This is a genomic window from Paenirhodobacter sp. YD-8 (assembly GCF_056590935.1).
The window spans coordinates 1,084,661-1,110,117 of sequence record NZ_CM152649.1; the positions used below are offsets into that span (position 1 = coordinate 1,084,661).

Below are 25,457 nucleotides of genomic sequence, written 5' to 3' on the forward strand. Positions count from 1 at the left end.
CGGGGCTGGGGGCTCAGGCGCGTGCGAAGGTCTCGGCCACCGCGTCGAAGAAGCGCGCGCGGGTGGCGGCGCCCTCCATCATCAGCTCGTGCTGGGCGCCCTCGAAGACCTCGAGCCGGCCTTTCGGCCAGCGTGCCATCCGCGCCGTCACCGCCGGGATGTCGATGATCCGTTCGGCGCCGCCGATCGCGGTCAGGCAGGGCAGGTCGGGCGAGGCAAGCGCCGCCAGCGCCTCGCATTCCAGCACGCCCTGCGTCACCCAGTGCAGCGTCGGCCCGCCAAGGGCGAGCTCGGGCGCCTCGCCCAGATGGCCGACCATGAAGGCCCACATGCCGGGATCGGTGGTCAGCTTGTTGTCGAGGAAGGGCGCGCTCAGCACATAGGTGCCGGGGCCGGTGCCCGGGGCATAGCGTTCGGCAAGGGCGCTCGCGTCGAAGAGGCGCGAGATCTGCGGCCCGAAGGGGTGGATCAGCCGGGGCAGGCCGATGCCCCACATCGGCGCCGAGAAGGCCGCGGCCGAGAAGGGATGCACCCCCATCAGCGCCCGAAGCCCGATCGCGCCGCCCATCGAATGGCCGAGGATGAACCACGGCCGCGGCAGCTCGAGCGCGGTCGCCGCGGCGATCACCGCGGCCAGATCGCGCTGGAAGTCGGGGAAATGTGCGACATGCCCCTTCAGCGGGTCGTCGAGCGGCCGGTCCGCGAGCCCCTGGCCGCGCCAGTCGATGGCGAGCATCGCATAGCCCCGCGCGCCCAGATCGGCGGCCGCGGGGCCGTATTTCTCGACATATTCGGTGCGGCCGGGCAGCAGGAACACCGTGCCCTTCGCCGCCGCGGGCCCCGGCCACAGGCCGAGGCGGATGCGTGCCCCGTCCTCCGTGCGCAGCCAGACCGCGCGGCCACCCTCGGGGCCGCGTGCCATCGCCGCATGGAACGGGGCCGTCTGCATCAGCTGAGCGCCGCGCCGAGCTGCATCGCGAGGCCCATCGAGCCGTCGATCTTCAGCTTGCCGGTCATGAAGGCCATCGTCGGGTTCACGTCGCCCTCGAGGATGCCGCGGAAGGTGGTCGCGTCGGCAATCAGCGTCACATCGGCCTCGTCATCGCCCGCGCGCACGCCGTCGGCGTCGATGATGATGCTGCCCTCGTCCTTGATGATGAATTTCGCCGTCGACGAGAAGCCATTGGGCAGTTTCTCGGCCAGCGCCGAAACCGCCTTGTCGATGATGTCGCTCATTGAGTTCCTCCGAAAGTGAACGCCGGGCTCTCGCTTTCTCCGGCGCTTGGGTTACAGTTTGGTATATGCGCGCGCTCCGGGCCACAAACAAATGTATCGTTGCGGCAGTTGCCGTAATCGTCAACTTCGCCGTTCCGGCCCATGCCGAGACGGCGGGGCTCGACCGGTCTTTCGCCGAACTGGCCGATCCGGACTACCCCGGCTGGAGCCGCGCCGAGTCGGACATCCGCCGCGCCTGGTCGCGCTCCGGTTCGGCGTCGATGGACCTGCTTCTGAAGCGCGGCGAGGCGGCGCTTGATTCGGGCGACACGACCGCGGCGATCGAGCATCTGACGGCACTCACCGATCACGCCCCCGATTTCGCCGAGGGCTGGAATGCGCGCGCCACCGCCTATGCGGGGGCAGGGCTCTTCGGTCCGGCGGTCGAGGATCTCGCCCGCACGCTGACCCTCGAGCCGCGGCACTGGGAGGCGCTGGCCGGGCTGGGCGCGATTCTCGACGAGATCGGCGACCGGACCCGGGCGCTTGCCGCCTATCGCGCCTCTTTCGCCTTGAACCCGCACCAGCAGGATGTGAAAGACGCTATCGCAAGGCTGGAAAAGGAGCTTGCGGGCGTCGCGCTGTGACGGCCGCAAGGGGGCAGGGGAAATGTCTGGGCGGATCACCGCGGTCCTCGGGCCGACCAACACCGGCAAGACGCATTACGCGATCGAGCGGATGCTGGCGCATCGCACCGGCGTCATCGGGCTGCCGCTGCGGCTTCTGGCGCGCGAGGTCTATGACCGGATCGTGAGCGCGCGCGGCCCCTCGGTCGTGGCGCTGGTCACCGGCGAGGAGCGCATCGTGCCCGAGCGCGCGGCCTATTGGGTCGCGACCACCGAGGCGATGCCCGAGGTCGGCGCCGATTTCGTCGCCATCGATGAGATCCAGCTCTGCGCCGATCCCGAGCGCGGCCATGTCTTCACCGACCGGCTGTTGCACATGCGCGGGCTGCACGAGACGCTGTTCCTGGGCTCGGAAACGATGAAGGGCGCGATTGCGGCGCTGGTGCCGGGGGTGCAGTTCACCCGCCGCGAGCGGTTCTCGAAACTCAGCTGGGCAGGTTCGAAAAAGACAAGCCGGATGAAACCGCGCAGCGCGATCGTCGGGTTTTCGGTTGAAAATGTCTATGCCATCGCGGAACTGCTGCGCCGCCAGAAGGGCGGGGCGGCGGTGGTGATGGGGGCGCTTTCGCCCCGCACGCGCAACGCGCAGGTGGCGCTCTATCAGTCGGGCGACGTCGATTACCTCGTGGCCACCGACGCCATCGGCATGGGGCTGAACCTCGACATCGAACATGTCGCCTTCTCCTCGATGGCGAAGTTTGACGGGCGCCGGATGCGCGCCCTGTTCCCGCACGAGATCGGCCAGATCGCCGGCCGCGCCGGGCGGCACACGATGGACGGCACCTTCGGCGTGACCGGCGAGGCAAGCCCGCCGCCGCCCGAGGTGATCGCTGCGGTCGAGGAGCACCGCTTCGCCCCGATCCAGCGGTTGCAATGGCGCAACCCGCGGCTTGAATTCGGCACGCCCGAGCGGCTGATCCGCTCGCTCGAGGAAAGCCCAAAGAACGAATGGCTGACCCGCGGCCGCGAGGCGGACGACCTGCGCGCGCTGAAGGCGCTGGTCGAGATGCCCGAGATTTCCGGCCGGATCGGCCATCCGCATGACGTGCGCCTGCTGTGGGACGTCTGCCGCATCCCCGATTTCCGCTCGATTTCCGAGGCCGAACATGCCACGCTTCTGGCACGCATTTTCGGCTTCCTGCGCGAGGGCAAGGGTGTGCCCTCGGACTGGCTTGCGGGCCAGATCTCGCGCATCGACAAGGTTCAGGGCGACATCGACACGCTGTCGAAACGGCTCGCCTTCATCCGCACCTGGACCTACGTGGCGCAACGCAAGGGCTGGGTCGATGACGAAACCCATTGGCGCGAGGAAACGCGCGCGGTAGAAGACCGCCTGTCGGATGCGCTGCACGGTGCGCTGACCCAACGATTTGTGGACCGGCGCACCTCTGTGCTGCTGCGCCGGCTCAAGCAGAAGGAGACCCTCGTGGCCGAGGTGAACGACAAGGGCGAAGTGGCGGTCGAGGGCGAATTCGCCGGCCGTCTGGAAGGCTTCCGCTTCCGGCAGGACGCGACCACGTCGCCTGACGAGGCGAAGATGCTGGCGCGCGCCGCCTACGAGGCGCTGAAGCCCGAGTTCAGCCTGCGGGCGGACCGCTTCTACAACGCGCCCGACACCGAGATGGACTTCACCGAGCAGGGTGGCCTGATGTGGGGCGAGCTCGCGGTGGGCAAGCTGGTGAAGGGCTCCGACCCGATGAAGCCCTCGGTCGAGGCCTTCGTCGACGAGGAAGCGGGCGCCGATGTGGCCGAGAAGGTCAAGCGCCGCCTGCAGCATTTCATCGACCGCAAGGTCGCCGCGCTGTTCGAGCCGCTTCTGGCGATGAGCCGCGATGAGGCGCTGACGGGGCTTGCCCGCGGCTTCGCCTTCCGGCTGGTCGAGCATATGGGCATCCTGCCGCGCGAGGGCGTGGCCAACGAGGTCAAGGAGCTTGACCAGGACGCCCGCGGCCTGCTGCGCAAGCATGGCGTGCGTTTCGGCCAGTACACGATCTTCCAGCAGGCGCTGCTGAAGCCCGCGCCGACCCGGCTGCGGCTGGTGCTCGCCTCGCTTTGGGACGGGCTGCAGGAATTCCCCGAAAGCCCGCCTCCGGGCCTCGTGACGATCCCGCATATCGCCGAAGTCCCGGTCTCGGCCTACACGCTCTCGGGCTATCGCCCGGCTGGCAGCCGCGCCATCCGCATCGACATGCTCGAACGGCTGGCCGACCTGCTGCGCACGCAAGACACCCGTGGCGGCTTCGAGGCGACGCCCGACATGCTGTCGATCACCGGCATGACGCTCGAGCAGTTCTCCGACCTGATGCAGGGGCTGGGATATCGCGCCGAGAAGGGCGAGCGGGCAAAGACCCGTCCCGTGGTCGAGCCGAAGCCGCCGGTCGAGGGCGCCGAGAACCCGATCCCGGAAGAGACCTCGCCGATTGCCGAGACCGAGGCCGCCGCGGCCGAGCCCGAGACCGCCGAGCCCGAGACCGAGGTGTTCTACACCTTCGCCTGGGCCCCGCGTCCGCGCCCGCAGCGCCCCGAACGCGCCCCGCGTCGCGAGGGCGAGGGCGGTGGCAAGCCGCGCCGCGAGGGTGGCAAGCCCGAGTTCCGTGGCGACCGCGACGGCGCCAAGGGCGGCAAGCCGAAGGGTAAGGGCAAGCCGCACGGCAAGCCGCGCGACGAGGACAAGTCCCGCGCCTTCGAGGCCCGTCCGCCGAAGAAGGACAAGCCGATCGACCCGGACAACCCCTTCGCCGCCGCGCTGATGGGCTTCAAGAGCAAGCCCTGAGTGGACGAAGGCCCGGACCGCATCCGCATCGACAAGTGGCTGTGGCACGCGCGTGTGGTGAAGACCCGCGCGCTTGCCGCCGAACTGGTGTCGAAGGGGCGGGTCCGGGTGAACGGCAACCGCACCGACAAGCCGGGCCGCGCCGTCGGCCCGGACGACGTTCTGACCATTGCGGTCGCCGGGCGGGTGCGGGTTCTGCGCGTCCTCGGCTGCGGCCTGCGCCGCGGCCCCGCGACCGAGGCGGCCGAGCTGTTCCTCGAGCTGGGCGAGGCCGGTGTTTCCCCGGCCGCCGAAACCGCGGAACGCCCGTCCTGACCCCGCGGCAAGAATGCCGCGGCCGGTCTTTCCGGCCCTCGCGCTCTTGATTGATCCGCACGGCAGGGCTAGGAAACGAAAAAAGCGCAAACGATCCGGGGTTTCTCCATGACCTATGTCGTCACCGACAACTGCATCGCCTGCAAGTACACCGACTGCGTCGAGGTCTGCCCGGTGGACTGCTTCTACGAGGGCGAGAACACGCTGGTGATCCACCCCGACGAATGCATCGACTGCGGCGTGTGCGAGCCCGAGTGCCCCGCCGACGCGATCCGCCCGGACACCGAGCCGGGGATGGAGAGCTGGGTCGAGCTGAACCGGAAATATGCCGAGATCTGGCCCGTCATCACCCAGAAGAAGGAACCGCTTCCCGATCACGAGAAGCACGACGGCGAGACCGGCAAGCTCGAGAAGTACTTCTCGCCGAATCCCGGCACCGGCGACTGATCGCGCGATTCCCCCGGAGCGCCCGGGAACGGGGAGAGCACCTGATTCGGCTGTGTCAGCGCTGCTTCCCCAAGGGAAAGAATCGGATTTTTCGCGGCCAAGGCCTTGAATCTGCGGCATCACGGTCTCGTGCTGTGCCGCAGCGCTTTGAAATGACCTTATTTTGTGCTACATTCCTGTGACAAGGAGTTCGACCCCCCAAACCTCGGCGGACCTGCTCGCCTGCCCGAGGCGTTTCTGGTGAGAGAAAATGACATCGCGGAGCTTCGGCGCCGGGGATGTTTTCTGCGCTGAAATCGGTGGGCGAAGGACCGGCTGCGAGGAAGCGACTGAATGACCAAGACCAAGAAGACCGAGTTTCGTCCGGACGATTTCGTTGTGTACCCTGCCCATGGCGTCGGCAAGATCATGTCGATCGAGGAGCAGGAGATTGCCGGTCTCCGGCTCGAGCTTTTCGTCATCTCCTTCGAGAAGGACAAGATGACCCTGCGCGTGCCCACCCACAAGGCGCTCGACATCGGCATGCGTGGCCTGTCGACCCCGGACGTGGTGTCGAGGGCGCTCGAAACCCTGAAGGGCAAGGCCAAGGTCAAGCGCGCGATGTGGTCGCGCCGGGCCCAGGAATACGAGCAGAAGATCAATTCGGGCGACCTGCTGTCGATCGCCGAGGTGGTGCGCGACCTGCACCGCGCCGATGACCAGCGCGAGCAGTCCTATTCCGAGCGTCAGCTCTACGAGGCGGCGCTGGAACGTCTGACCCGCGAGGTTGCGGCGGTCTCGGGCACCGACGAGGCGGGCGCGGCGAAGAAGGTCGACGACGTGCTCGTGGGCCGCGCGGCCTGAGCCTTCCCGACATGTCCTCACGACGGGCCCCCTTGCGGGGCCCGTTCGCATTTCAGCCCTTGCTGTCGAGCGGCGTGGCGGGGGTGGCCTCGGGCTCCTCGCCCTTCTCCTCGCGCCGGGCAAAGCTTTTCATCATCGCCGCTTCCAGCTCGGCGTTCAGCTCGCGGGTACGCTGGATGTAGTCGGGGTTCTGCTCGATCGGCACGCCGGGCTTCCAGGCCTGCGCCAGATCGCGCACCGCGGCGCGGTCGATCTTGAAGAAGATCTTCTCGAGCTCGGAGGCCTCGAACTCGTTCAGCCCGACGTTTTCCAGCACATAGCGCGCGGCGCGCAGCGACGAGTCGAACAGCTCGCGCACGATGTCGTTGGCGCCGGCCTTGTAGAGCTCGAACACATGGATCCGGTCGCGGGCGCGGGCGATGATGTGCAGATCGGGCCGGACCGAGCGGGCATAGGCCACCAGCCGGTTCGCCGAGGCCTTGTCGTCAAGGCACACCACCAGCACCTGCGCCTTGGCCAGCCCCGCCGCCGCCAGCAGGTCGGGCCGCGTCGGGTCGCCGAAATAGGCCTTGAAGCCGAAGGTGCGCATCAGCTGGATCGTCTTCAGATCGGCATCGAGCACCGTGGTGCGGAAGCCCGACATCGTCACCATCCGGTTCACCACCTGGCCGAAGCGGCCGACGCCGGCGATGATGATCGGCTGCTGCTCGTCGATCTCGTCGGCATCGGGGCCGTCGTCCTCGCGCCGCAACCGACGCGCGAGCTGCTCGTTCAGGATGAACAGCAGCGGCGTGATCAGCATCGAGAGCGCGATCAGCACCAGCACCTTTTCCGCGACAGGCGTGGGCAGGATCCGCTGGCTGACCGCGAAGGAGACGAGGACGAAGCCGAACTCGCCCGCCTGCGCCAGGCCAAGGGTGAAGAGGCCGCGGTCCGCGCCCTTCAGCCGGAAGATGCGGGCGAGCAGGTAGAGCACCCCGGCCTTCACCGCCACCAGCGCGGCGACGAGGCCGATGATCTGGAACGGCTGGGCGGTGATCACAGCGAAATTGATGCCGGCGCCGACGGTGATGAAAAAGAGGCCCATCAGCAGGCCCTTGAACGGCTCGATGTCGCTTTCGAGCTCGTGCCGGAATTCGCTGTCGGCAAGAACCACGCCGGCAAGGAAGGTGCCAAGCGCCGGCGAGAGCCCCACGAGGCTCATCAGCGAGGCGATGCCGACCACGATCAGCAGCGCCATCGCGGTGTTGATCTCGCGCAGCCGCGCGCCGTGGACGAAGCGGAAGACGGGGCGCACCAGATAGTGCCCGGCGGCGATGATGAAGGCGACGGCGGCCAGCGTCATCAGCGTCACGCCCCAGCCCGGCATGCTGTCGATGAATCGGCTGACCGGGTGATCGCCCGCCGCCTCGGCCTTGGCGACGGCGCGCGCGCCCGGAAGCGCCAGCAGCGGCAGCAGCGCCAGCATCGGGATCACCGCGATATCCTGCGTCAGCAGCACCGCGAAGGCCGAGCGCCCGCCCGCCGTCTGCATCAGCCGCTTCTCGTTCAGCGTCTGCAGCACGATCGCCGTCGAGGAGAGCGAGAAGATCATGCCAAGGGCCACCGCGACCGGCAGGGTCTGGCCGAAGGACAGCGTGACGATCGTCACCAGCGCCATCGTCAGCAGCACCTGCAAGCCGCCCAGCCCCACCAGCTTGTCGCGCATCGCCCAGAGCGCGCGCGGTTCCAGCTCCAGCCCGATCAGGAACAGCATCATCACCACGCCGAATTCGGAGAAATGCTGCAGATCCGTCATCTCCGAGCCCGACAGGCCCAGCACCGGCCCGATCAGGATGCCGGCGCAAAGGTATCCCAGCACCGAGCCCAGCCCCGCGCGGGTGGCGAGCGGCACCGCGATCACCATCGCGAAAAGATAGAGCGTGGCCTGAATCAGGAAGCCGGTCATGTGCGCGGGGACTCGTCAACTGGGCCGTGCGAAGCGGCCGGAGGAAAGGGGGAGGGTGAACGCGACAAGCCTAGAGCATCACGCTCCGGCGGCAAGGCAGAAACCGGCGTTTGTCGAAGCTGTTATCGCCCGTCAGCTGCCCTTGAGCATCTTCAGCAACAGGGTGCGGCTGCCCTTCTGATAGGTCAGCTGCCCGTCGCCGATCGCGGTGACCCTGCCGCCGTCGAGCCGGTCGCCGACCGAGACCTTGACGAACCGGCCGTTCGGCATGCGGATCAGCGCGCGGCGATTGCCCGAGGCGCCGTAGACGCCGATCAGGTTCATCTCGCGCAGCGCCAGCGCGTTCTGTTCGGTCGCCTGTTTCGCCACCGAGGCCGAGGTCGGCATGTTGCGCGTCGGCATCGTCGGCTCGGGCTCGTCCAGCTCGACCGGCGGCTCGGGCGCGGTGGCCACGGTGCGCTGCGGCGCGGGGGCGGCCTTCTGCGGCGCCGGGGAGGCGACCGGGGCGGGCGGGGCCACCACCGGCGCCGGTGCCGCAGCGGCGATGACCGGCTCGGGTTCGGATGCGATGGCAAGCGCGAGCGCCTGCTCGACCGAGGTCTTGAAGCTGCGCGGGCGGGCCGCGGGGCGGCGCGAGACCGAGACCGCCTGCGAGCTGGCATCGGCAACGGCTGCGGCGGCCGCCTTGGCTTCGGCTTCGGCCTCGGCTTCGGCGGCGGCCATCTCGGCGCTGCGCTGCACGGCTGCCGGCCGGGCCGAGGGGCGCTGAGCGGCAAGGCGCTGCTCTTCGGCAGAGAGCGGGGCGGCGGGCGCGGCCACTGCGGTGTCGGGGGCCGGCGCGGGGGCCGATGTCGGGGCCGGTTGCGCGGCAGGCGCCGCTGCGGCGGCGGTGGCGGCGGCCTCGACCGTCGCGGGGCGGGTCTTCGGCTTGAAGCGTTTCAGTGCCGGGTCTGCCCAGGGCAGCGCGGCGGCCGCCTCGGCGGCGATGGCGGCCTGCGTCACCGCCTCGGGGCGGGCACGCGAGGCGCGCGGCGGCCGGCCGGCGTAGAGGGTGAAGCCGCCGGGCGTCACCACGCCCGCGGGCGTCGGTTCGAAACTGTTGCCCGGCGTGACGCGGGCCAGATCCTCGAAGGGCGGCGGGGCAGCCGGGACGACGGGCTGGGCATCGGCCTGCGGTGCGGCGGGCGCGAGCACGGCGCCGGCCGGCGCGCCGGCCGCGGTCTCGGCCGCTGGGGACGCCGCCGCGAGGGCGGCGTCGCCGGTGCCGGGTTCCGCGGGGGCGGCCTCCGGTGCGTCGGCGGCGGGTTCGGCGGGCAGCTGCGCGCTCGACAGCGTCGCGTCTGGGGCCACGGCATCCGGGAGCACAGCGTCGGGGCCGGCCGCGTCGCGTGCTGCGAGGGCCTCCGGCGCGATGCCATCGGCCGCCATCTCGGGATCGGTGCCGGCAGGATCAGCGCCCGCAAGATCGCCATCGGCGGCCATGTCGCTTGCGGCCTCGTCCGCGGCGCTTGGCTGGGCGTCGCCATCGGCTGCCTGCATCTCGGGGGCGGTGTCGGCGGGAAGGTCGCTCGCCGCGGTTTCGGTGCTGACGGGGGGCTCCTCGGCCTGGCCGTCGATCGTGGGCGCAAGCGCCGTGTCGGTGCCGACCCGCGGTGCGGGCACATCGAGATACGAGGCCCAGATTGCCACCAGCCCGAGGAAGATCACCAGCGCCGCCACCAGCGTGACGCCCAGATGGCGCGGCTTGCCGCCGACCTCCTTGTGCCGGCGCGCGCCGAAGACCGTGGTCTCGGGCGGGGCGGGCGCGGGCTCGACCGGGGCGGGTTTCTTCTTCTCGCTGCGCTGTGCCTTGCGCGGCGCGGCCAGGACGGGGGCGACCTCCTCTTCGGGCAGGTCGAGCCCGGGGGCGGTGATCGCGGCGGTGCGCAGCGCACCGCCCAGCGGGCGGGGCGGGGCCGCGCCGCGCGCGACGCCGGCAAGCGGCGGAACACGGGGCGCCCGCTGGGCGGCGCCGGCCTTCGGCTCCTCAGCCTCTTTCCCGCTCTCGGCCGCGGTCTTCGCATCCGAGTCGGGGGCGTCATCCGTTTCGGAGGCGCCGTTGGCGAGGTCCTCGACCGGGGCCGCTTCCGGTTCCGTGGCGGCCTCGTCGGCCGTCTCGGCCGCTTCCGGGGCCTTTTCGGCACAGTCCTCTTCCGCGGGGGCGGAGGTGTCTTCGGTCGCCTCTGCCGTCGCGGCGACGGCATCCTCTGCCGCGGTGTCCGCGGCGGGGGTGTCCTCGGTGGGGGAGACCTCGGTGGGGGTGTCGATCTCGGCCGCCGTCACCTCGATCGCGCTCGCCTCGGCGGCGACAAGGGCCGCGGCAACCGCCAGCGTGTCGCTTTCGGCGGGGCCTTCCTCGGTCGCAAGCTCGGCCGCTTCCGCCTCGGGTACCGCGTCGAGCGGCGCGAGCGGGGCGTCCGCGTCGGCCGGGGGCTCCTCGGCCGCGACCGGCGCATCGGCGCTGTCTTCCGCGTCGCCTTCGGTCGCGTGCCGGTCCGCGGGGGCGGGCGCCTCCTCGAGCGGCGCGTTCAGCGCGTGTTCGAGATCGGCAAGGGCCTCGGGGTCGTCGATCTCATCATCGGGCTCGGCGCGGGGAGGTACCTCCGCCGCAGGTTCGGGGTCTGCCTCGGCGAGAGCGGCCTCGGCCACCGGCGGCTCGGGCGGAACGTCGGAGTCGGGTTGAACGTCGGAGGGGACATCGGCCGGCTCGGGAAAGGCCGTCTCGGCACTCTCTTCGGCGGGCGCTGCCTCGATGCTTTCCGCCTCCGCGACGACCACCTCGGGCTCGGCGACCGTGTCCATCGCGGGCGCCGTCTCCGTCGCAGGCTCCGCCTCGGCGGGCGCGATCATCTCCTCGACCGCGAGCGCCTCGGTCGCGATCCCGCTGTCCGGGGGCGGCGTGTCCTCGGCCGGAACGATCTCCTCGGCGGCAGGCGGCACCGGCGCTTCCGGGAGGGGGGCAACGGCTTCGACCCCTTCCTCCACCAGGTCGACCGACGCGGCATGGGGGGCCGTGGCCAGTGGCACCGGGTCCTGGTCGCGATCCAGCCGCACGCCCTCGGGCAGGTGACGGCCGGCAACCGAGCTCAGCCCGAACCAGGGCTCGCCGGCGAAACTGCCGGGCGCCGGCACGGCGACGAAGCCCACCGGGCAGAAGCCCCAGTCCTCGGCAAAGCTTTCCGCCTCGGCCAAGGTATCGCGCGCGACGATCGCCACCTGCACCGTCTCGCCGCGGCCCGACCAGTCGAAGACCAGGTCGGGCACCTCGTAGGGCGTCATCCCCTCGAGTGCGGCGGTGATCTGGCGGCGGCGCATCGCGGGGCGCGGGCCGGGGGCGGCGATCTCGGCATAGAGGATCTGGCTCGCCGGGATGATCAGCTTGGTCAGCACGCCGGTCGCGGGGGCGCGCGCCTCGGCCAGACGCCGCAGCCGGCCGAGTTCCTCGGACAGGTTCGGCGCATCGAGGCTGACCTCGCCCAGGACCTCCCAGCCGGTCGGGGTGCGGTGCAGCAGGCCGATGCCGTCATGCGAAAGATTGAGCGCGAAGCTGGGTTTCATGTCGGGGGCTCTGGACCTGCGGAACGGGCGCCGGAATGGGCGCGGGCGGTTCCTCCCTTGGTAAAGCATCTTCTCCGCCATGAAAAGCGGCGCCCGGGCTGCAGGACCCACCTGCACCCGCCTCGAGCGGCATTTCTCCGCCGAATGTTGAAAAAGTGATGCGGGCGATCCTTGGAGGGACTGTCACCCGCAGGCCGCGGACGGATTTCTGCTGCGCCCCGCACCCGGAAAAAGGCCGGGCGCAGGGCCCGGCCTTGTCGGTTCTCGCGGCGTCGCCTCAGGCGGTGGCGGCGGTCAGGGCCTGATCGAGGTCGGCGATCAGGTCGGCCACATCCTCGATCCCGATCGAGAGCCGCACCACGCCCGGCGCGGCGCCGGCGGCGACCTGCTGTTCCTCGCTCAGCTGGCGGTGCGTGGTCGAGGCGGGGTGGATGATCAGCGAGCGCGCATCGCCGAGGTTCGCGACGTGGCTGAAGAGCTTCAGATTGTCGACGAGCTTGACGCAGGCGTCATAGCCGCCCTTCACTGCCACGGTGAAGAGCGCGCCGGCGCCCTTCGGGCAGATCTTCGCGACCCGGTCGTGCCAGGGCGAGGACGGCAGGCCCGCCCAGGTGACATAGTCGATGCGCGGGTCGTTCTCGAGCCACTCGGCCACGGCCTTTGCGTTCGCCACGTGCTTTTCCATGCGCAGGCTGAGCGTCTCGATCCCCATCAGCGTGTAATGCGCCGCCTGCGGGTTCATCGTCATGCCAAGGTCGCGCAGCCCGATCGCGATCGAGTGGAAGGTGTAGGCCATCGGCCCGAGCGCCTCGTGGAACTTCAGCCCGTGATAGGCCGGTTCGGGCGCGCTGAGCGAGGGGAACTTGTCCGAGGCCGACCAGTCGAACTTGCCGGAATCGACGATCGCGCCGCCCATCACCGTGCCGTTGCCGGTGAGGTATTTCGTCGTCGAATGCACGACCAGCGTCGCGCCATGCTCGATCGGGCGGCACAGGTAGGGCGAGGCAAGGGTGTTGTCGACGATCAGCGGCAGGCCGAGCTTGTCGGCCACCTTCGCCACCGCGTCGAGGTCGGTGATGTAGCCGCCGGGGTTCGAGATCGACTCGCAGAAGATCGCGCGGGTGTTCTCGTCCACCGCGGCCTCGATCGCCGCGGGATCGTCGAAATCGACGAAGGTGCAGCCCCAGCCGAAGCGCTTCATCGTCAGGCCGAACTGGGTGATGGTGCCGCCGTAAAGGCGCGTCGAGGCGACGATGTTCAGGCCCGGCCCCATCAGCGGGAAGAGCGCCATGATCTGGGCCGCATGGCCCGAGGAGCAGCACACCGCCCCGGCGCCGCCTTCGAGCGCGGCGATGCGGCCGGCGAGCGCCGAGATCGTCGGGTTCGTAAGCCGCGAATAGATGTAGCCCACTTCCTGCAGGTTGAAGAGCCGCGCCGCATGATCGGCGTCTTTGAAGACATAGGCCGTGGTCTGATAGATCGGCACCTGGCGGGCGCCGGTCGCGGGGTCGGGCTCGGCCCCGGCGTGCACCTGCAGCGTGTCAAAGGAAAAGTCGGTCATATGCGCCTCCCGAAATGCATCGGGGCGAACCCTATCGCCGGGTCCGGGGCGCTTCAAACACATTCGTTTTGCGCGGGGTGTTCCGCTGCGCGTGCTAGAGGCCGAGGTGCAGATGCCCGCGCAGCCGGTACCAGGCCGGCGCGATGAAGCATTTCAGCACCATGTAGGTGAAGCCGATCGCGCCAAGCTGCGCCGCCGCCGCGATCATCCGGTCAAGGCTGAGCGGCGCCGTCGCGGTGGTCGAGAAGGGCTGCACGATGAAGGCCAGCAGCTCTGCCGCGAAGGCCGAGGCCAGCGCCAGCGCCACGAGCGTGCCGAGAAACCGCAGCGGCCGGAACCAGCCCGACAGCCCGGTGTGCACGGCCTCGGCGAAGATCGCCAGGCCGATGCCGGTCAGGGTCGTCATGACGACGGGAACTTCCGCACCGAGAATCGGTATCGTGAATTCCATGAGCCGATCCATGGGTTTCTCCCTCTACGCTCTGCCAAAAAGTTAACGGCAAACTGCGGTGGGATTGCGGGAAGACCGTGGTGGAAATGTGGCGGCGCCTCAGCGCAGCCAGAGCCCCTCGCGCCGGATCGCGTTGCGCAGCACCTGCTCGCGCCGCGGCAGGGCGTCGCGGTCGAACTTGCGCCGCAGCTTCTGGCCCTTGTGCTGATAGATCAGCTTCTTCGCGGGCAGGTAGGTCTTCAGCACCTTCTTCACCGCGTTCGGCGCCGTGACCTCCTCGACCATCGCCACCGCTGCGTCGCTTTCGCGCGCATAGAGCAGCGGCAGGGCGCGGTAATGGGTGGAGACGGCGCCATCGAGCCCGGCAAGCTCCGGCCCCGGCCGGCCGCCGCCGAAGGCGTGGATCACCAGCGGCAGCGCGATCTGGTCGAGCCAGGGATCGAGCGACTGGCTGGCCAGTTCGTCGGGCGTGTTCCAGCGGATCCAGTGCGCATAATGCATGAAGCGCTTGCCGAAGGCCTGGGCGTCGGCGCCGAAGAACCAGCCGGCGTTGAAGTAGAGATAGCGCTGCCAGTATTCATCGGGCTTGCTCAGGTCGAGCGAGCTTTCGAAATCGAGGCCGAAATGGTCGTAGAGGCTCTTCCAGATCTCGGTGTAGCCGACCTTGTAGAGCGGCGGCTCGGGCCAGGTGCCCTCGCGCCGCATCGAGGCCGAGGGGCGCGCGAAATCGAAGCCCACGCTGCTCAGCGGTCCGGTGAACACGGTGTCGGTGTCGAAGAAGACGAAGGGCTCGGCCGGCAGCGCCGTCATCGCCTCGATCTTGTTGCCGTAGGGATAGCTTTCGCCGAAGTGCTTGTTCTCGAAGGGAACGATCTCGGCGCCGGCTTCCGTCAGCAGCGCCCGCACCGGGTCCGAGATCCGCACCGGTTGCGACCAGCGTGCGCCCGTGGGCTCGGCGATCAGCAGCCGGCCGGCGAAATCGGGATTGGTCTTGCGGAAGGAGAGGGCGAAGAGGATCGCCTCGTATTCGAGCCGCCCGGCCTGCGCCACACAGAACACGTTGTAGGTTTGCCCGCTGGCCGCTGTGCCCGTCATCGTAATGCCTTTCACTGTCGCGACACTATAGCGGCAGAGCGGCGGCAGAGGGAAGGTGCCGCGCGCGCGCAGACCGCAGCAGAAGTGCCCGCAGGCCTTGCGAAAATCACCAATCCTGGGGGGAATGGTGGGTGACCCTGGAATCGAACCAGGCGTGGGTCTCCCCGGCGGAGTTACAGTCCGCTGCCGCACCTTGCAGCTCGTCACCCGACGTGGGGCGGGATTTACCGAAGGGGTGGGGGGGCGTCAAGCGGGTTTTTCACGGATTTCGCGGCTCTTGCCAAAACGGCGCTGCCGGCGCAGGAAGGGACAAAAGGGGAGCGGCGATGAAGAAACCGACCTGGGTGATCGAGAAGGAGCGCGCCAAGCGCGCGGCGGCGGCGGAAACCGTGTGGCTGTTCGGCCTGCATGCGGTGCGCGACGCGCTGGTGAACCCGGCGCGGGTGAGGCTGCGCCTCGTGCTGACGAAGAACGCGTCCGACAAGCTGACCGATGCGATCGCCGCCTCGGGCATGACGGCCGAGATCGTCGATCCGCGCAAGTTCGACACGCAGGTGCCGCTGGCCCCCGATTCCGTGCACCAGGGGGCCGCGCTCGAGGTCAAGCCGCTCGACTGGGGCAAGCTCGAGGACGTGGCGCTCACCGGCCGCGGCGCGCCGCTGGTCGTGCTGCTCGACCGGGTGACCGATCCGCACAACGTCGGCGCGATCCTGCGCTCGGCCGAGGTCTTCGGGGCGCGCGCCGTTGTCGCCCCGGCGCGGCATTCGGCGCCCGAGACCGGCGCGCTGGCAAAGACCGCCTCGGGCGCGCTCGAGCGCCAGCCCTATCTGCGGGTGACGAACCTCGCCGATGCGATGGAGGAACTGCGCAAGATGGGCTATGTGCTGCTCGGCCTTGCGGGCGAGGCCGAGGAGACGCTGGCCGAGGCGCTGGCCGCCGTCGGCACGCGGCCCGTGGCGCTGGTGCTTGGCGCCGAGGGGCCGGGCCTGCGCGAGAAGACGCGCGACACCTGCGACCGTCTGGTGAAGATCCCCTTCGGCGGGGAATTCGGCTCGCTCAACGTGTCGAACGCCGCGGCGGTGGCGCTTTACGCGGCCTCGAACCGCTGACGCGCGCGGGCGGACGGATGCCTGTCGCAGCTTCACAAAGATGCGATTCGCGGCCGCCCCCCTTTAACCGGGGGGACGCATTCCTATGTATGATGACAGAAGCGCAGCTTGGAACCGCTGTGTTTCAGTTCACTGTCCCTCGTTCCGCACCTGTGCGCCCGGCCGTTCTGGTTCGGGCGCATTTTTATCTGTCCGGCTGAAAGGGAGGCTGCCATGACCGATGCCGAACTCCGCGAGATCCTGCAGGCCACCAAGGTGATCGCCGTCGTGGGCTTTTCCGCGAAAGCCGACCGCGCCTCGCATTACGTCGCGGCCTTCCTGCAGGCGAAGGGATACCGGGTGATTCCGGTCAACCCGGGCCTCGCCGGCCAGAGCTTCCTCGGCGAGACGGTCTTTGCCGATCTCGCCTCGATCCCTCCCGAGATCGCCGTCGACATGGTCGACATCTTCCGCGCGCCCGAGGCGGTGCCCGGCATCGTCGACGAGGCGCTTGCCCATCTGCCGGCGCTGCGCACGGTCTGGATGCAGCTTGGCGTGATCAGCGCGGAGGGCGCGGCACGCGCCCGCGCGGCTGGTAAGCGGGTGGTGATGGACCGTTGCCCGAAGATGGAGATCCCGCGGCTCGGGCTGTGAGCGGGGAGGGGGGCTCTGCCCCCCGCTGCGCGCCCCCCGAGGTATTTTTGGCAAGATGAAAAGCGAAGGGCCTCGCCTTGGTGACGAGGCTCCTGCTTTCTCCTTGCCTGAAATACCTCGGGGGTGAGCGGCGTCAGCCGCGAGGGGGCAGCGCCCCCTGCGCCCTCAACCCTTGACCGCCGCCGCCGCCTCGACGATCGCATCGGCGATGAAGTCGAGCTCGGGGCGGGTCAGCCGCGCGGGAAGGCGGGTGTCGCAGGCGCGCATCAGCATCGCGCGGGTCTTCGGCAGCTCGGGCAGCTCGCCCAGGAACTGCCAGTTCCAGAAGGCGCGGGCGTTGTCCTTGCTCAGCCCGAAGACCTGCACGCCGACGCCGCGGGCCTTGGCCTCGTCCTGCAGGCGCAGCGCCTCGGCATCGGTCCAGTCGCCCGTGAGGTTGAACTGCAGGCTGTCGGGGGCGCGGGTCTCGGGGCCGAGGGCGGGCGGCACGTCGAGCCAGGGGCTCTCGTTCAGCTTGGCTGCGACGTAATCGTGGTTCGCCAGCCCGTCGCGCACGCGGCGCGGCACTTCGGCCAGCTGCGGCCGGATCACCGCGGCCGACAGGTTCTGCATCCGGGTGTTGTAGAGCGGCAGCTGGTTTTGCCAGTGCACGAAGCTGTTCTGCAGCCCCGGGTGCTTCTTCCAGTTGTGCTCGTAGGCGCCCGACATGATGATCGCGCGGGCGGCGAGTTCCGGGTCATCGGTCACCAGCACCCCGCCCTCGCCGGCGTTCACCAGCTTGTAGCTCTGGAAGCTGAAGCAGCCGATCTTGCCGATCGTGCCGATCTTCTTGCCGTCCCAGACGGTGCCGAGGCTGTGCGCCGCATCCTCGATCACCGGCACGCCCTTGGCGTCGGCCAGTTCCATGATCGCGTCCATGTCCGAGGTGTGGCCGCGCATGTGCGAGATCAGCACAGCCGCGATGCTGTCGTCGAACTTGGCGCGGAAGTCGTCGAGATCGACGCGGAAATTCTCGCCCACCTCGACCAGCACCGGCACGCAATCGGCATGCACGATCGCCGAGGGCACGGCGGCGAAGGTGAAGGCGGGCACCAGCACCCGCGCGCCGCGCGGCAGGTCGAGCGCCTTCAGCGAGAGGAAGAGCGCGGCCGAGCAGGAGGCGACGGCGACGGCATAGCGGGTGCCCATGAAGGCGGCGAATTCGGCCTCGAGCTGCGACACCGGCGCGTTTTCCGAGGTGTAGCGGAACAGGTCGCCCGAGGCGAGAAGCCGCTCGATCTCGGCACGGGCGGCCTCGGGGATGGGCTCGGCGTCGTAGCAGTTCGGCGGGGGACAGGTCGGGGCGAGATCGCCGTCACGGGGCATGAGTTTCAGCTTTCCTGAATGTCACATTCAGAAAAGCAGTAAGATGCTGCGGGCCGCAGGCCAAGTGAAAGTTTCGTGTCGCCGGCGAGTTGTCGCCTAGATTCCCAGTCTGTCGCGCAGGCTGTACCAGCCCATGCCGAGCGCGAGGAGCGGGAAGCGCAGATGGCTGCCGCCGGGGAAGATATGGGCGGGCAGGCTTGCCATCACGTCGAAACCGTCGCCGGTCGCCGTCACCGCCTCGGCCATCAGCTTGCCCGCGTGGGTGGCGAGCGCCACGCCATGGCCCGAGAAGCCCGAGGCGGAGAGGCAGTTCAGATGCGGGCGGCGGAAGCAGGGCATCCGGTTCACGGTGATCGCCAGAGTGCCGCCCCAGGCATGGGTGATCTTCACGCCCTTCAGTTGCGGATAGACCTGTTCGAGCGGCTTGCGCACCAACGCCGCGATGTCGCGCGGGAAACGATAGCTGACCGTCTCGCCGCCGCCGAAGAGCAGCCGGTCTTCATGCGCGCGCCAGTAGTTCACCACGAATTTCGTGTCATGCGCGGCGATGTTCTCGGTTAGCACCTCGCGCAGGCGGGGGCCGAGCGGTTCGGTGGCGACGATGTAATTGTTGATCGGCATCACGCGCGCGGCGATCTTCGGCTCGAGATGGTCGAGATAGCCGTTCGCGGCGAGGATCACGTGGTCACAGCTGACCTCGCCCGCCGCGGTGATCACCCGGCTCGTCTCGCCCGCGTGATGAGCATGGCGGATCTTCGTCACCGCCGAGCGCTCGAAGATCTGCGCGCCCGCGGCCTCGGCCAGCCGGGCGAGGCCAAGCGCGAGGTTCAGCGGATGCACATGCCCCGCGCCGCGGTCGATGTCGCCGCCGACGTAAAGCGGCGAGGGGATCAGCGCGGCAAGCCCGTCGCGGTCAAGCGGCGTGATCGCGTCATAGCCGTAATGGGTGGCGAGGTGCTCGGCCATGTGATGGGCGTGGGCAACCTCGCGCTCGTGCACGGCGCAATGGGCGATGCCGCGATGGGTGGGCACGCCCGCCTCGGTGGCGAGCGCATAGGTCAGCGCCTTCGCCTCCTCGGCCATGTCCCACATCCGCCGCGCCGCGGGCTTGCCGGCCATATGCTCGAGATCCGTCACCTCGAGCCGCTGGCCCGAACCGATCTGCCCGCCGTTGCGGCCCGAGGCGCCAAAGCCCGCGCGATGCGCCTCGAGCACGACGACGCGCCGCCCCGCGCGGGCGAGATGCAGCGCCGCCGACAGTCCGGTATATCCCGCGCCGACCACCGCGACGTCGGCGCGGACCGCCCCCGCCAGGGCGGGACGGTCGGGGGCGGCATCGCGGCTTGCGGCATAAAAGCTTTGCGGGAATTCCCCGGGACGGTCGTTGGCGAAGAGAAGATTCATACGTTCAGCAGCAGATGTTCCCGCTCCCAGGGCGAGATCACCTGCAGAAACTCCTTGTATTCGTTGCGTTTCACCGCCTCGTAGACGGTGCAGAACTCGACCCCCAGCACCTCGCGCACCGGCGCGGAATCGGAGAACAGATCCAGCGCGTCGCCGAGGTTGTAGGGCAGGTCGGTCTCGTTCATGTAGGCGTCGCCGATGCACTCGGGGCGCGGCATCTTCTGTTCCTTGAGGCCCAGATAGACGCAGGCGAGCGAGGCCGCGAGGCCGAGATAGGGGTTGCAGTCCATCCCGGCGAGGCGGTTCTCGATGCGCCGGCCGGCGGGTTCCGAGATCGGCACGCGCAGCCCGGTGGTGCGGTTGTCGCGGCCCCATTCGAGGTTGATCGGCGCGGCGAAGTCCGGCACGTAGCGCCGGTAGCTGTTCACATAGGGGGCGAGCAGCGCGATCACCGCGGGCAGGTGGTTCTGCAGCCCGGCGATGGCATACATGAACTGGATGCTCTCGCTGCCGTCGGGCTCCGAGAAGATGTTCTCGCCGGTCTTCACGTCGACCACCGACTGGTGGATGTGCATCGCCGAGCCCGGCTCGCCCTCGATCGGTTTCGCCATGAAGGTGGCGAAGCAGTCGTGGCGCAGCGCGGCCTCGCGGATCTGCCGCTTGAAGAAGAAGATCTGGTCGGCCAGATGCACCGCGTCGCCATGGGCGAGGTTGATCTCGACCTGACCGGCGCCGCCTTCCTGCAAGATGCCGTCGATCTCGAAGCCCTGCGCCTCGGCGAAGTCATAGATGTCGTCGATCACCTTGCCGTATTCGTCGACGGCCGACATCGAATAGGCCTGCTTGCCCGCGGCGCGGCGGCCCGAGCGGCCCATCGGCGGGATGATCGGCTGGTTCGGGTCAAGGTTGCGCGCGACGAGGAAGAATTCCATCTCGGGCGCGATCACCGGCTTCCAGCCCTCGGCCTCGTAAAGCGCAAGGATGCGCTTGAGCAGGTTGCGCGGCGCGGTCGGCACCGGGTTGCCTTGCTGGTCCTCGACGTTGTGGATGATCTGCAAGGTCACATCGGCAGTCCAGGGTGCGGCGGTGGCGGTGGCCCAGTCCGGCGTCAGGATCATGTCGGGCTCGGTGAAGGCGCCCATCGGGTTGTCGACCCATTCGCCGGTGATCGATTGCAGGAAGATCGAGTTCGGCAGGAAGAAGCGGTCCTGATGCACGAATTTCGAGGCCGGCATCGCCTTGCCGCGGGCGACGCCCGCGATGTCGGCGACGATGCACTCGACCTCGTCGAGGCGCCGTCCGGCGATGTAGTTGCGTGCGGCCTGCGGGATCAGATCGGTCCAGTCTGACATGATGTGCCTTTCGGGGCTCAGGCCCGGGGTTTGAGGAAGAAGGCCGAGATCCGGTCGGCAAGCGTGCCGGAAGCTTTCGGCTGGCCAAGCCGGGCGCGGGCGGCCTCGAGCCGGTCGTCGGGGACCACGCCCTTGCCGCGGGTGTTCATCAGCCCCTCGACGAAGCTGTCGCGGAACTCGGGGTGGGCCTGCACGGTGAAGGCGGCATCGCCATAGACGAGCGCGGCATTCTCGCAAAAGGCGTTCGAGCCCGCCACCTCGGCCCCCTCGGGGCGCTTCGTCACCTGGTCCTGATGCCAGGCGTTCAGCGTCACCTTCTCGCCGCCGAAATCATAGTCCTGCGCGCCGACGGCCCAGCCCCCGGGGAATTTCTCGACCGTGCCGCCCATGGCCTGGGCGATGATCTGGTGGCCGAAGCACACCCCGACCATCGGCACCTTCGCCGCGATCGCCTTGCGGATGAAGGCCTCGAGCGGCTTGATGAACGGGTGGTCCTCATAGGCGCCGAAGCGCGAGCCGGTGATGAGCCAGCCCTCGCAGTCATGGACGTCGGCGGGGAAGTCCATGTCCTTCACCCGGTAGGTGCGGAAGGTCAGGCCGCGCCCCGCCAGAAGGGTTTCGAACATGTCGGGATAGTCGCCGGAGCCCTCGCGAAGGATGTCGGGGGATTCGCCGGTTTGCAGGATGCCGATCAGCATGGAAGTCTCGTGCAGTTGGGTCGGGCAAGCCTAGCCCTCCGTCCCGAAGCGGGCAAGGGGGCCGGAACGGGCGGCGGGCGGGCCGTTTGCACATGGGCGGCGGCCCTTTGCGCATGGCCCGCCCGGCCGTTTCAGACGGTGTCGAGGTAGAGCTCGGTCTGTTCCTGTTCGGACAGCTCGGCCATGTAATGCACCTCCTGACGCTTGGTCATCAGGAAGTTCTCGATCAGTTCCTCGTCGAAGATCCGCCGGATCAGCGGGTCTTCGGCGAAGGTGTTGATCGCGAGGTTCCAGGTCGCGGGCAACTGCGCAAGACTTTGCGCATAGGCGTTGCCGATGATCGGCTCGTCGGGGCTCATGCCATCCTCGATGCCGATCAGCGCGGCACCGAGAACCGCGGCGATGCTCAGATAGGGGTTCACGTCGCCGCCCGCCACGCGATGCTCGATCCGCCGCGCCGCGGGGCCCGAGGCCGGGATCCGCAGCGCTGCGGTCCGGTTCTCATAGGCCCAGCCGATGCCGGTGGGCGCATGGGCGTTCGGCACCAGCCGCTCGTAGCTGTTCGCATGCGGCGCGAAGATCAGGGTCGAGCCGGGCAGGGCGGCGAGGCAGCCTGCGACCGCGGCGCGCATCGCCGCCGATCCCTTCTCGCTGCCGTCGTTGAAGATGTTGCGCCCCGCCTCGTCGAGGATCGAGAAATGCATGTGCATGCCGTTGCCCGACCACAGCGAATAGGGTTTCGCCATGAACGAGGCGGCGAAACCGTGGCTGCGCGCGAGCCCCTTCACCAGCATCTTGAAGAACCAGGTGTCGTCGGCGGCCTTCAGGGCGTCGGGCTGGTGCATCAGGTTCAGTTCGAACTGGCCCGGACCGGCCTCGGAAATCGCGGTGTCGGCTGGGATGTCCATCGCCTCGCAGGCGTCATAGAGCGCGCTGAAGAAGGCATCGAAGGCATCAAGCGCGCGCAGGGACAGCGTCTCGCCGCCGGTGCGCCGCTTGCCCGAGCGGGGCGAGGGCGGCACCCGCAGGGTCTTGCCGCTGTCGTCGATCAGGAAGAATTCGAGCTCGGTCGCCACCACGGGCGTCAGGCCGCGCGCCTTGTAGCGGTCGACGACGCGGGCCAGCGCCTGACGTGGATCGCCCGCATAGGGCCGGCCGTCCATGTGGAACATCCAGATCGGCAGAAGCGCCGTCGGCGAGGCAAGCCAGGGCATCGGCATGAAACCCCGCTCGGTCGGGCGCAAAAGCCCGTCGCAATCGCCGGTCTCGAAGACGAGGGGGCTGTCCTCGATATCCTCCCCCCAGATGTCGAGGTTCATCACCGAGAAGGGGAAGCGGGTTCCCTCGGTGAAGATCTTGTCCGCGAACCTTGCGGGGATGCGCTTTCCCCGCGCCACCCCGTTCAGGTCCGCCGCTGCCACGCGAATGGTGCGCACTTCGGGGTGTTCAATCAGCCAGTCCATATCCTCACCTGACGATTTGCGGCCTGATCCTCAGTTTCGGGCGGATCGCGCCCGGCAGATGCCGGTTCAGGCGGCGGTTGATCACCCCGAACAGCGCGATCAGGGTGACGGTCAGACAGACGAAGTAGAACGCCGCGATCGGGTAGGGGATGAAGGGGTTGAATGTCTTGTCCGCGAAGAACTTCGCGTAATAGAGCGCGTCGCCGCGCTGCTGGAACGCCGGGAAGCCCGAGAAGAAGACGAGCGTCGTGGCGTGGAACAGGAAGATCGCCTCGTTGGTGTAGGCGGGCCAGGCAAGGCGCAGCATCGTCGGCCAGACGACGCGGCGGAACTTGGTCCAGCCGGTCATGCCATAGGCGTCGGCGGCCTCGAGATCGCCCTTCGGCACCGCGTTGAGCGCGCCATAGAAGATCTCGGCGGCATAGGCCGAGGTGTTGAGGAACAGTACGAACAATGCGCCGGCCCAGGCCGAGGTCATCCAGTCGGTGGGGACCAGAAGCCCCCACAGGTCGAAGCCGGTGCGCGGCAGCATCACCAGCGCCTCGTAGGCGATGAAGAACTGGATGAAGAGCGGCGAGCCGCGGAAGACGAAGATGAACCACTCGGCGGGCTTGCGCAGCCAGCGGTTCGGGCTGGCCTTCGCGAGCGCGAGCGCGGTGGCGAAGAAGAAGCCGAAGGCAAGGGCGAAGACACCGAAGTAGATGTTCCAGATCAGCCCCGAGCCGATCAGGGTGAACTGGTCGCACAGGGTGAAATCGCCGCGCGGCAGCAGCCGCTCGCCAAAGCCGAGCGAGCGCAGGCCGTAATCGGAGATCGTCTGCAGGCAGGAGGAGCTCATGCGCCGGCCTTTCGCATAGCTTCGCCCGCCATCGTCGCCTGGCCCCGCGCGAGCCGCGTCGCGAGCCGGCCGAGCACGATCTCCGAGACCCGGGTCATGCCGAGATAGAAGGCAAGCAGCAGCAGGAAATACCACAGCCGCCAGTCGGGGTGCGGGAAGTCATAGATTTGCGACTTCGTCGCACCCAGCTCGCGCGCCCAATAGACGATATCCTCGACGCCCAGCAGGAACAGCAGCGGTGTGGCCTTGATGAGGATCATCCACAGGTTCGACAGGCCGGGCAGCGCATAGGTCCACATCTGCGGGATCAGGATGCGCCGGCGCACCTGTGCGGGCGTCATGCCATAGGCCTCTGCGGTCTCGAGCTGGGCATGCGGCACCGCCCGCATCGCGCCATAGATCACGTTCGAGGCAAAGGCGCCGAAGACGATGGCAAAGGCCACCACGGCGAGGAGGAAGCCATAGACCTCGTGATAGATCTGCGGCGCGGAATTCAGCGGCAGCTTCGCCGCGGGGCAGACGAGGAAGTCGTTGCCCTGCCGGATCGGCGCGGTCCAGTCCGGGCAGAGGATCTTGTGGCGGATGTATTCCAGCCCCTGGTCCATTGCCACCGGCACGAACAGGAAGAAGATGATGTCGGGAATGCCGCGCACCATCGAGGTGTAGCCCTTGCCGAACCAGCGCAGCGGCGCGATGTGGGAGCGCGCGGCGAGCGCGCCGCCAAAGCCGAAGGCCAGCGCCACCGGCGCCACCACCAGCATCAGCGCGATCACCACGAGGAACGAGCCGTAGAACAGCAGGTGCTTGCCCGAACTCAGGTAGCACAGCATCCAGGCGAGGCCGTCGAGGGCCTTCGGGTCGGCGCAGCTTGCGAACATGGAACCTGTCAGGAAGGGGCGGGTGCCGACCGTGAGACGGCCCCCGCCGGGGGGATCAGAAGGTCAGGGCGTCGTCGCCGAACCATTTCTTGATCATCGCGTTGAGCGAGCCGTCGGCCTTCATCGCGGTGATGACGGCGTTGAACTTCTCCTTCAGCGCGGTGTCGGACTTGCGTAGGCCCATGCCGATGCCTTCGCCAAGCGGAACATCCTCGCCGGTCCAGACGAGCGCGCCGCCCTGATCGGTGGTGAAGGCCGCCAGGGCGTCCTTGTCGGCGAAGACCGCGTCGGCCTCGCCGTTCTTCACCGCGGCGACGGTGTCGTCGAGGGTGGCGAATTCCAGCAGCGTCGCGCCCGATTTCGCGACGTAATCGGCCTGGATCGTGCCGACCTGCGCCGCGACCACACCCTTGAGGTCGGCGCCGTCCTTCAGCGCGGCATAGGCCGAGGCCGCCGGCGGGTAATAGGCTTCGGTGAAGTCGATGGTCTGCTTGCGCTCGTCGGTGATGCTCATGCCGGCCATGATCGTGTCATAGTTGCCGCCGAGCAGGTTCGGGATGATGCTGTCCCATTCGTTCGTCACCCAGGTGCACTTGACCTCGGCCTTGGTGCAGAGCGTGTCGCCGAGTTCACGTTCGAAGCCGTCGACCTCGCCCTTGTCGTTGATGAAGTTGAAGGGCGGGTAGGCGCCCTCGGTGCCCATGCGCACGACATCCTCGGCGCTGGCAAACCCGGTCGACAGCGCCAGCGCGGCAGCGGCGGTCAGGATCAGCTTCTTCATGTGTT

Annotated in this window: 22 protein-coding genes and 1 tRNA gene; 7 read left to right on the top strand and 16 right to left on the bottom strand. The window is 68.7% G+C overall.

Going from position 1 to position 25,457, the window contains the following annotated elements; translation table 11 throughout:
• Positions 1 to 13: 13 nt before the first annotated feature.
• Positions 14 to 949 carry an alpha/beta fold hydrolase gene (locus AC0QTQ_RS05310; RefSeq protein ID WP_480258604.1) on the bottom strand — a complete coding sequence of 312 codons (936 nt, stop codon included), beginning with the start codon at positions 947 to 949 and terminating at the stop codon, positions 14 to 16.
• Complete coding sequence (locus tag AC0QTQ_RS05315; protein WP_480258605.1) at positions 949 to 1,236, bottom strand: SCP2 sterol-binding domain-containing protein; 288 nt, start codon at positions 1,234 to 1,236, stop codon at positions 949 to 951. Before AC0QTQ_RS05315 ends, AC0QTQ_RS05310 begins: the two co-directional genes overlap by 1 nt.
• Before the next feature lie 65 nt (positions 1,237 to 1,301).
• On the opposite strand from AC0QTQ_RS05315, the gene AC0QTQ_RS05320 reads away from it, so the two are divergent.
• The 5 genes from AC0QTQ_RS05320 (at position 1,302) to AC0QTQ_RS05340 (ending at position 6,279) form a co-directional block, all read left to right on the top strand.
• Complete coding sequence (locus AC0QTQ_RS05320; protein ID WP_480258606.1) at positions 1,302 to 1,862, top strand: tetratricopeptide repeat protein; 561 nt, start codon at positions 1,302 to 1,304, stop codon at positions 1,860 to 1,862.
• Positions 1,863 to 1,884: 22 nt separating this feature from the next.
• Positions 1,885 to 4,674, top strand: a complete 2,790-nt coding sequence (locus tag AC0QTQ_RS05325) for a helicase-related protein (RefSeq protein ID WP_480258607.1) — start codon at positions 1,885 to 1,887, stop codon at positions 4,672 to 4,674.
• Positions 4,675 to 4,989, top strand: a complete 315-nt coding sequence (locus tag AC0QTQ_RS05330) for an RNA-binding S4 domain-containing protein (RefSeq protein ID WP_480258608.1) — start codon at positions 4,675 to 4,677, stop codon at positions 4,987 to 4,989.
• A 108-nt stretch (positions 4,990 to 5,097) separates the two neighbouring features.
• A complete protein-coding gene (fdxA, locus tag AC0QTQ_RS05335; RefSeq protein WP_113901794.1) occupies positions 5,098 to 5,436 on the top strand; it encodes a ferredoxin FdxA in 339 nt (112 codons plus the stop codon).
• Between the two features lie 333 nt (positions 5,437 to 5,769).
• Positions 5,770 to 6,279 carry a CarD family transcriptional regulator gene (locus AC0QTQ_RS05340; protein WP_121530313.1) on the top strand — a complete coding sequence of 170 codons (510 nt, stop codon included), beginning with the start codon at positions 5,770 to 5,772 and terminating at the stop codon, positions 6,277 to 6,279.
• Between the two features lie 52 nt (positions 6,280 to 6,331).
• Here the strand turns inward: AC0QTQ_RS05340 and AC0QTQ_RS05345 are convergent, their stop codons facing one another.
• From AC0QTQ_RS05345 to AC0QTQ_RS05370, 6 genes are all read right to left on the bottom strand, one after another.
• Positions 6,332 to 8,227 carry a monovalent cation:proton antiporter-2 (CPA2) family protein gene (locus tag AC0QTQ_RS05345; RefSeq protein WP_480258609.1) on the bottom strand — a complete coding sequence of 632 codons (1,896 nt, stop codon included), beginning with the start codon at positions 8,225 to 8,227 and terminating at the stop codon, positions 6,332 to 6,334.
• A gap of 132 nt (positions 8,228 to 8,359) precedes the next feature.
• Positions 8,360 to 11,824, bottom strand: a complete 3,465-nt coding sequence (locus AC0QTQ_RS05350; protein ID WP_480258610.1) for a hypothetical protein — start codon at positions 11,822 to 11,824, stop codon at positions 8,360 to 8,362.
• A 277-nt stretch (positions 11,825 to 12,101) separates the two neighbouring features.
• The gene (locus AC0QTQ_RS05355; RefSeq protein ID WP_480258611.1) at positions 12,102 to 13,385 is read right to left on the bottom strand and encodes an O-acetylhomoserine aminocarboxypropyltransferase/cysteine synthase family protein; all 1,284 of its coding nucleotides are present in this window, start codon (positions 13,383 to 13,385) and stop codon (positions 12,102 to 12,104) included.
• 94 nt (positions 13,386 to 13,479) lie between these two features.
• Positions 13,480 to 13,848: a hypothetical protein gene (locus AC0QTQ_RS05360; protein ID WP_480258612.1), complete on the bottom strand. Its 369-nt coding sequence runs from the start codon at positions 13,846 to 13,848 to the stop codon at positions 13,480 to 13,482.
• Positions 13,849 to 13,935: 87 nt separating this feature from the next.
• Positions 13,936 to 14,931, bottom strand: a complete 996-nt coding sequence (locus AC0QTQ_RS05365; protein ID WP_480258613.1) for a hypothetical protein — start codon at positions 14,929 to 14,931, stop codon at positions 13,936 to 13,938.
• Between the two features lie 125 nt (positions 14,932 to 15,056).
• Positions 15,057 to 15,140, bottom strand: a tRNA-Tyr gene (locus tag AC0QTQ_RS05370).
• 117 nt (positions 15,141 to 15,257) lie between these two features.
• Between AC0QTQ_RS05370 and rlmB the strand changes: the two genes are divergently transcribed.
• Complete coding sequence (rlmB, locus tag AC0QTQ_RS05375) at positions 15,258 to 16,040, top strand: 23S rRNA (guanosine(2251)-2'-O)-methyltransferase RlmB (protein WP_480258614.1); 783 nt, start codon at positions 15,258 to 15,260, stop codon at positions 16,038 to 16,040.
• Between the two features lie 213 nt (positions 16,041 to 16,253).
• Entirely contained in the window at positions 16,254 to 16,673 is a 420-nt protein-coding gene (locus AC0QTQ_RS05380) for a CoA-binding protein (RefSeq protein WP_480258615.1), read from the top strand.
• 165 nt (positions 16,674 to 16,838) lie between these two features.
• Here AC0QTQ_RS05380 and AC0QTQ_RS05385 read toward each other — a convergent pair whose 3' ends face one another.
• From AC0QTQ_RS05385 to AC0QTQ_RS05420, 8 genes are all read right to left on the bottom strand, one after another.
• The gene (locus AC0QTQ_RS05385; RefSeq protein WP_480258616.1) at positions 16,839 to 18,038 is read right to left on the bottom strand and encodes a DegT/DnrJ/EryC1/StrS family aminotransferase; all 1,200 of its coding nucleotides are present in this window, start codon (positions 18,036 to 18,038) and stop codon (positions 16,839 to 16,841) included.
• A 96-nt stretch (positions 18,039 to 18,134) separates the two neighbouring features.
• Positions 18,135 to 19,442, bottom strand: coding sequence for an NAD(P)/FAD-dependent oxidoreductase (locus AC0QTQ_RS05390; protein WP_480258617.1), 1,308 nt, complete (start codon positions 19,440 to 19,442; stop codon positions 18,135 to 18,137).
• A complete protein-coding gene (locus AC0QTQ_RS05395; protein WP_480258618.1) occupies positions 19,439 to 20,794 on the bottom strand; it encodes a glutamine synthetase family protein in 1,356 nt (451 codons plus the stop codon). The genes AC0QTQ_RS05390 and AC0QTQ_RS05395 overlap by 4 nt, the downstream gene beginning before the upstream one ends.
• Before the next feature lie 17 nt (positions 20,795 to 20,811).
• The gene (locus tag AC0QTQ_RS05400; protein WP_480258619.1) at positions 20,812 to 21,492 is read right to left on the bottom strand and encodes a type 1 glutamine amidotransferase; all 681 of its coding nucleotides are present in this window, start codon (positions 21,490 to 21,492) and stop codon (positions 20,812 to 20,814) included.
• A 131-nt stretch (positions 21,493 to 21,623) separates the two neighbouring features.
• Positions 21,624 to 22,955, bottom strand: coding sequence for a glutamine synthetase family protein (locus tag AC0QTQ_RS05405; RefSeq protein ID WP_480258620.1), 1,332 nt, complete (start codon positions 22,953 to 22,955; stop codon positions 21,624 to 21,626).
• 4 nt (positions 22,956 to 22,959) lie between these two features.
• Positions 22,960 to 23,793: an ABC transporter permease gene (locus AC0QTQ_RS05410; RefSeq protein ID WP_480258621.1), complete on the bottom strand. Its 834-nt coding sequence runs from the start codon at positions 23,791 to 23,793 to the stop codon at positions 22,960 to 22,962.
• Positions 23,790 to 24,671 (bottom strand): ABC transporter permease, encoded by an 882-nt coding sequence (locus tag AC0QTQ_RS05415; RefSeq protein ID WP_121530326.1) that lies wholly within the window; start codon positions 24,669 to 24,671, stop codon positions 23,790 to 23,792. The genes AC0QTQ_RS05410 and AC0QTQ_RS05415 overlap by 4 nt, the downstream gene beginning before the upstream one ends.
• 55 nt (positions 24,672 to 24,726) lie before the next feature.
• Positions 24,727 to 25,452, bottom strand: coding sequence for a transporter substrate-binding domain-containing protein (locus AC0QTQ_RS05420; protein WP_121530327.1), 726 nt, complete (start codon positions 25,450 to 25,452; stop codon positions 24,727 to 24,729).
• Positions 25,453 to 25,457 lie beyond the last annotated feature (5 nt).